Annotated in this window: 5 protein-coding genes; 3 read left to right on the top strand and 2 right to left on the bottom strand. The window is 62.1% G+C overall.

What is annotated here, in order from left to right; all coding sequences use genetic code 11:
• Positions 1 to 566: exodeoxyribonuclease III (locus tag QWB57_RS10380; protein WP_288969447.1), on the top strand; the 566-nt coding region annotated here is incomplete at its 5' end.
• Positions 563 to 1,867, top strand: a complete 1,305-nt coding sequence (locus QWB57_RS10385; RefSeq protein WP_223625300.1) for an MFS transporter — start codon at positions 563 to 565, stop codon at positions 1,865 to 1,867. The genes QWB57_RS10380 and QWB57_RS10385, both read left to right, overlap by 4 nt.
• On the opposite strand, the gene QWB57_RS10390 is transcribed toward QWB57_RS10385, so the two are convergent.
• Complete coding sequence (locus QWB57_RS10390) at positions 1,855 to 2,982, bottom strand: anhydro-N-acetylmuramic acid kinase (protein ID WP_223625304.1); 1,128 nt, start codon at positions 2,980 to 2,982, stop codon at positions 1,855 to 1,857. The genes QWB57_RS10385 and QWB57_RS10390 overlap by 13 nt on opposite strands.
• Before the next feature lie 39 nt (positions 2,983 to 3,021).
• Positions 3,022 to 4,320, bottom strand: a complete 1,299-nt coding sequence (locus QWB57_RS10395; protein WP_223625307.1) for a M23 family metallopeptidase — start codon at positions 4,318 to 4,320, stop codon at positions 3,022 to 3,024.
• Between the two features lie 335 nt (positions 4,321 to 4,655).
• Here QWB57_RS10395 and tyrS point away from each other — a divergent pair, with 335 nt between their 5' ends.
• Positions 4,656 to 5,864, top strand: a complete 1,209-nt coding sequence (tyrS, locus tag QWB57_RS10400) for a tyrosine--tRNA ligase (RefSeq protein ID WP_223627667.1) — start codon at positions 4,656 to 4,658, stop codon at positions 5,862 to 5,864.
• Positions 5,865 to 5,989: the final 125 nt, after the last annotated feature.

Consider the following 5,989-nt stretch of genomic DNA (forward strand, 5'->3'; position numbering starts at 1 on the left):
TCCGCACCGCGCTGGGCTGGGCACCATTTGACGAGGAAGGGCGCTATCTCGAAGCCCGCTTCGGCAATCTGTCGGTGGTCAGTTTCTATATTCCGTCGGGCAGCTCCGGCGCGGAGCGCCAAGGCTTCAAGGAAGCGGTCATGGCGTGGCTGAAACCCATTCTGGACGGCTGGCTGGCCAGTGGTCGCGAGTATGTGTTGTGCGGCGATTGGAACATCGTGCGCGCTAGGAACGACATCAGGAACTGGACTGGCAACCAGAAAAATTCCGGCTGCCTGCCGCAGGAACGTGCATGGCTCAGCGGATTGATCGCCGATGCCTGCCACGACGGTCTGATCGTCCCGCCCGCGCATGGCTGGAAAGACGCCTTCCGCGTCGCCAAGCCCGACGTGGTGGAGTATTCGTGGTGGTCGCAGCGCGGCGGTGCGCGCGCCAATAACGTTGGCTGGCGGATTGATTACCAGATCGCCACACCCGGCATTGCGGCGGGTATCCGCAGCGCCGAAATTTTCCCCGAGCCTAAATTTTCCGACCACGCGCCGCTGCTGGTGGAGTACGCCGAATGAGTACTCCCGTGAAGCCCCAAAAACCTTCGGTCTGGCAATCGTTTGCGCAACCGGCGGCGGGCACCATGTTCTTCTTCGGTTTTTCCTCGGGCCTGCCGTTCTTGCTGGTGGCAGGCACCTTGGCGTTTTGGCTCAAGGATGTCGGCATCGTGCTGAAAGACATCACCATGATCGCCAGCGCCGGCATGTTGTATGCGTTCAAATTCGTGTGGGCGCCGCTGCTGGATCATTGGCAGTTGCCGGGGTTCCAGCGCTTGGGGCGGCGGCGCGGTTGGTTGCTGGCGGCGCAGCTGGGGGTCATCGCCAGCTTGCTGCTGATGGCGGCCACCACGCCAGCCCAGCTTGGCCTGTTCATTGCAGCCACGCTGGGCGTGGCGTTTTTCGGGGCCACCCAAGACATTGCAGTGGATGCCTACCGGATTGAAATTGCACCGGTGGATGCACAAGGCGCGTTGGTGGCCACCTATTCGTTGGGCTATCGCATCGGCCTGATTTTGGCCGGCGCATTGGCCGCGATCTTGGCCGACCACATCGCCTGGAGTCTGGTGTATGTGCTGATGGCGGCGGCGATGTTGATTCCCCTGATTGCCAATTTGCTGGCGCGCGAACCGGTGGTGCCCACGGCGGAACACCTGCCGTGGAAAGCTGCGATGGTGCGTGCGGTGGCCGACCCGTTCACCGATTTTTTCCGTCGCTACGGGGTGGCACTGGCGTTGACCGTGTTGGCCTACATCCTGCTGTTCAAAGTGCCCGAACAGGCCACCATCGGCGGCATCATGAGCCCGTTCTATGTGGATCAAGGCTTCAGCAAAACCCAGATTGGTTCGATCACCAAGCTCTGGGGGGTGTGGGTGGGCATTCTTGGCGTGTTCTGCGGCGGCGCATTGGTGACTCGGATGGGCGCGTGGAAGTCGCTGGGGTTGATGATGCTGGTGTGCGGCAGCTGTAATTTGCTGTACCTGCTGCTGATGGTGCACAAGGGCGATGTGTGGGTGCTCACTGCGGTGATCTCGGCGGAAAATTTCACCCTGGGGATGTTGGGCCCACCCACCGTTGCGTTCCTCTCGGCGCTGGTCAACAAGGAGCACACCGCCACGCAATACGCGTTGCTCAGTTCGCTGGTCAATCTGCCTGGGAAAGTCCTCGGCTTCTTCGCTGGCGGCATCGTCATGGCCACCGGCTACGGCATGTACTTCGTCATCACCGTGTTGGCACTGATTCCTGCGGCCCTGCTGTATGTCTGGCTGACGCCGCCGCTGCGGCAGCGGGTCTTTGTCGAAGCAGGTACTCAGGCCGGATAAAGCGCGCCCAGCACGCGCAGCCCGGCAGCATCGGTGACGGCGGGCAGGTTGCCGGGGCGGCCTGCCAGATGCTCGCGCGCCAGCCACGCAAAGGCCATTGCCTCCACATAGTCCGGATCCAGCCCGTGCGCGGCGCTGGACTCGATGTTGGCGGTTGGCAGCGCCTGCGCCAACGCCGTCAGCAGCAGCGGGTTATGTACGCCGCCACCGCACACAATCACGCGCCGCGTCTGCGGTTGGGTGGCAGACAGCGCTGCGGCCACGCTGTGAGCGGTCAGCGCCAGCAACGTGGCTTGCACGTCGGCGGGCGGCTCGTGGCCGGCAAGGGCCGCTGCGACCCAATCCAGGTGGAACTGGTCGCGGCCGGTGGATTTCGGCGGCGGCGCGGCAAACCACGGCTCGTCCAGCAAACGTGCCAGCAAACCGGCATCCACCTGACCTTGCGCGGCAAATGCACCACCGGCATCAAACGCATGGCCAAGCTGGCGCTGGCACCACGCATCCATCAGGCCATTGGCCGGGCCGGTATCAAAACCACGCACCGTGCCCGATGCCGGCAACAACGTGAGATTGGCAATCCCGCCCAGATTCAGCACGGCGCGATCTTCATTTGCATCGTGCAGTACCGCCGCATGGAACGCCGGCACCAGCGGTGCGCCGTGGCCACCCGCGGCGACATCGCGGCGGCGGAAATCGGCCACCACCGGCACCTTGCAGCGTTCGGCAATGCTGCTCGGGTCGCCCAATTGCAGGGTGAAGGGCACCTCGCCTTGCGGGCGGTGGCGCAGGGTTTGCCCATGCGAGCCGATCGCGGCGATCAGGTTGCGATCCACACCCGCAGCGTCGATCAAGGTATTGGCGGCATCGGCAAATGCCCGCCCAATGTGCACATCCAGCATGCCCACCGCATCCAGCGTGAGTGCTTGCGCGTGCTGACCCAAGGCCACCAGTTGTTCGCGCAGCGCAGGTTGCCACGGCAGCACTTGTCCGGCCAGCAACGTGGGCCGGGCGTGCGCAGAGTCGTTATCGAAGCGCACCAGCGCGGCATCGATGCCGTCGGCACTGGTACCGGAGATCAGGCCAAGAAAGAGAGGCGTATGTGCGATGTCGGACATGCGCCGCAGTATCGCACTGCGGCGCGAAAAACGTGCCGATCACCCCTTGCGCCGGTTCCCGCGTTTGCCCGCCTTGGGGGCGGGCGTGGCACTGGCGACGCGGCTGCCGTCATCCAATTGGAACACCACGTTTTCCACTTCGCGAATTTTTTCCAGCGCGTGGCGGGTGTCGCTCTTGAATGCAACCAAGGTATCGCCGGTCAGCGGTGCCGGCGGTGGCATGGTCATCTTCAACGGGTTCACTTGCACGCCGTTGACGCGAAATTCATAGTGCAGATGCGGGCCGGTGGCCATTCCCGTGCTGCCCACATAGCCAATCACCGCGCCCTGCGCCACACGTTGGCCGGTGTGGATACCGGCAAACCGCGACATATGCCCGTACAGCGTGGTCTTACCGGCGCCATGATTCAGGATGACCACGTTGCCGTAGCCACTTTTTTGCCCCACAAACTCTACTTTGGCATCACCTGCCGCCTGGATCGGCGTGCCGGTACTGGCAGCGTAATCCACACCCTTGTGCATGCGGAAGGTGCCCAGAATCGGGTGATTGCGGCCACCAAAGCCGGAGGTCAGGCGCGCATACGGAATCGGCATGCGGATAAACGGGCGTTTGAGCGAGCGCCCATCGGGAGTGAAGTATTCGGGCTTGCCGTCGCGCATAAAGCGGAACGCGCTCTTGAGGTGGCCATCCACGGTGAAGGTGGCGGCCTGCACCGGCCCGGTGTTGACCAGTTGGCCGTTCTTCCAAGTTTGATCCACCACCACACTGAAGCGGTCGTCTTCGCTCAGATCTGAATCGAAGTCGATGTCGTACTTGAACATTTCATCAGTGAGTTGCTCCAGCTGCGAACTGCCCAGCCCCAGTGCGCGTGCCGATGCAAAGAGTGATCTACCTACCTCGCCGGTCAACACCACGGTGCGGGTGGTGATTTCCACCGGCACCGCACGTTCGCGCAACGCATCGCCATTGAATTCCAGTTCGATGGGGCTATCACCAATCCCTGGGCCCGCTTCCAGCCGCATCGCCCGTACGCTGCCGTCGGCAGGCAGATTAAAGCTCAATACCGTGCCGGGGCGCAGCTTGCGCAGCGTGGGCTTGATCGTGGGATGCTGCATCACCCGCGCAAGCTGGTCATACGGGATACCCAATTCCTCGAACACGCCACTCAGTGTTTGCCCAGGCTTGAGCGTAATCGACTGCCAGCGATCATCGGTGGTCTTGCCTGCGCGATGGCCGAGTTTGGGCAGCGACAACGTCATGGTCATGCGTTGCGCATTGGGGTTGTTGGGGGTGTTCAGCACCGTCGAGAAGCCGGGCACAATAGCCGCCAGCAACATTCCTATAGTGGTCAATACACTGGCATGTGCCCAGTGCCGGCGGGTCCACCGTCCGCGGAATGGGTGTGCAATGGATAGACTGGCGGGACGATCAGCATTGACCCGGGCGCGCTCTAAATTCTCGCGGCGTACGGCCTCGTGATTCGTGTCCGCCATGTGTGGATCCCCGCGTGTGCTGATTTACCCGACGCGGTACCATAATCAGATGATGGGCGCGCGTCAACCCGTTGAATCTGTTGGTAATTTCGAAATTTTCAGTTAACGTGTCCTTAACCTTCAGCTGAATACGTGGTGCCCCGCCGCGCCGCCGAAAAGCACACCCATAGAGAATGCCTGTGTCCGAGTTGCAGCAAGCTGTCGAGTTGATTGCCCGTGGTAGTGACGAAATCCTCAAGCGCGAAGAGCTCGAGGCGCGCCTGAAGCTTGGTCGGCCGTTGCGGGTCAAGGCCGGTTTTGACCCCACCGCGCCGGATTTGCACCTTGGCCACACCGTGCTGCTCAATAAGATGCGCCAGTTCCAAGACTTGGGGCATCAGGTGATCTTCCTGATTGGCGACTTCACCGGCATGATCGGCGACCCCACCGGCAAGAACATCACCCGCAAGCCGCTGACCCGCGAGGACGTGCTGGCCAATGCGCAGACGTATGCCGAGCAGGTGTTCAAGGTGCTCGACCGCGAGCGCACCGAAGTGCGTTTCAACAGCGAATGGTTCGGGCAGATGAGTGCCGCCGACATGATCAAGCTCGCCGCGCAGCACACCGTGGCGCGCATGCTCGAGCGCGACGATTTTGCCAAGCGCTATGCCGCGCAGCAGTCCATCGCCATCCATGAATTTCTGTATCCCCTGGTGCAGGGCTATGACTCGGTGGCGCTGAAAGCCGATGTCGAGCTTGGCGGCACCGATCAGAAGTTCAATCTGCTGATGGGGCGTGGCCTGCAAGAACACCACGGCCAGCCGCCGCAGATCGTGTTGACCATGCCGCTACTGGAAGGGCTGGATGGCGTCAACAAGATGAGCAAGTCGCTTGGCAATTACATCGGCATTGCCGAGCCGGCCATCGACATCGTCACCAAGACCATGAAGATTGGCGATGACTTGATGTGGCGCTGGATCGACCTGCTCAGCTTCGAGATCGGGATTGGGGAAGCCAAGCAGCTGCGCGGCGAGATTGCCGCGGGCATGAATCCGCGCGATCTCAAGCTGCGGCTGGCGCATGAGCTGGCTGCGCGCTTCCATGATGCGGCACAGGCCGAACAGGCTGTGGCCGGTTGGCATGCCGCAGTGCGCGGCGAAGGCGATCTGTCGCAATTGCCGCTCCATGAAGTGACGGTTCCTGCAGAGGGTCTGCGCATCGCGGCGCTGCTGACTGCAGCAGGTATCACGCCGTCCAACGCCGAGGCCAACCGCAAGCTGAAAGAGCGTGCGGTACGTGTGGATGGGGAGGTGTTCGAGGATGCCGCGCGGGTATTTGCGCCGGGATTCGAGGGGGTGTTGGCGGTGGGCAAGCGCAACTTCGCCAGAGTCCGTCTGCAGAGTGTCTGATTTGTGCGGTGGATGGCAAGCAATTGCAATTTTCGCTTCCCTATTCGCGGCGGATGCCGCATAATCGTTTCCCCCTTGCAGCTGTCCACGAAAGTGCACACGGCAACGTGTGAAGATCTTCGCGG

It is taken from the genome of uncultured Thermomonas sp. (assembly GCF_937872235.1).
In the GTDB taxonomy this organism is placed as follows: Bacteria; Pseudomonadota; Gammaproteobacteria; order Xanthomonadales; family Xanthomonadaceae; genus Thermomonas; species Thermomonas beijingensis.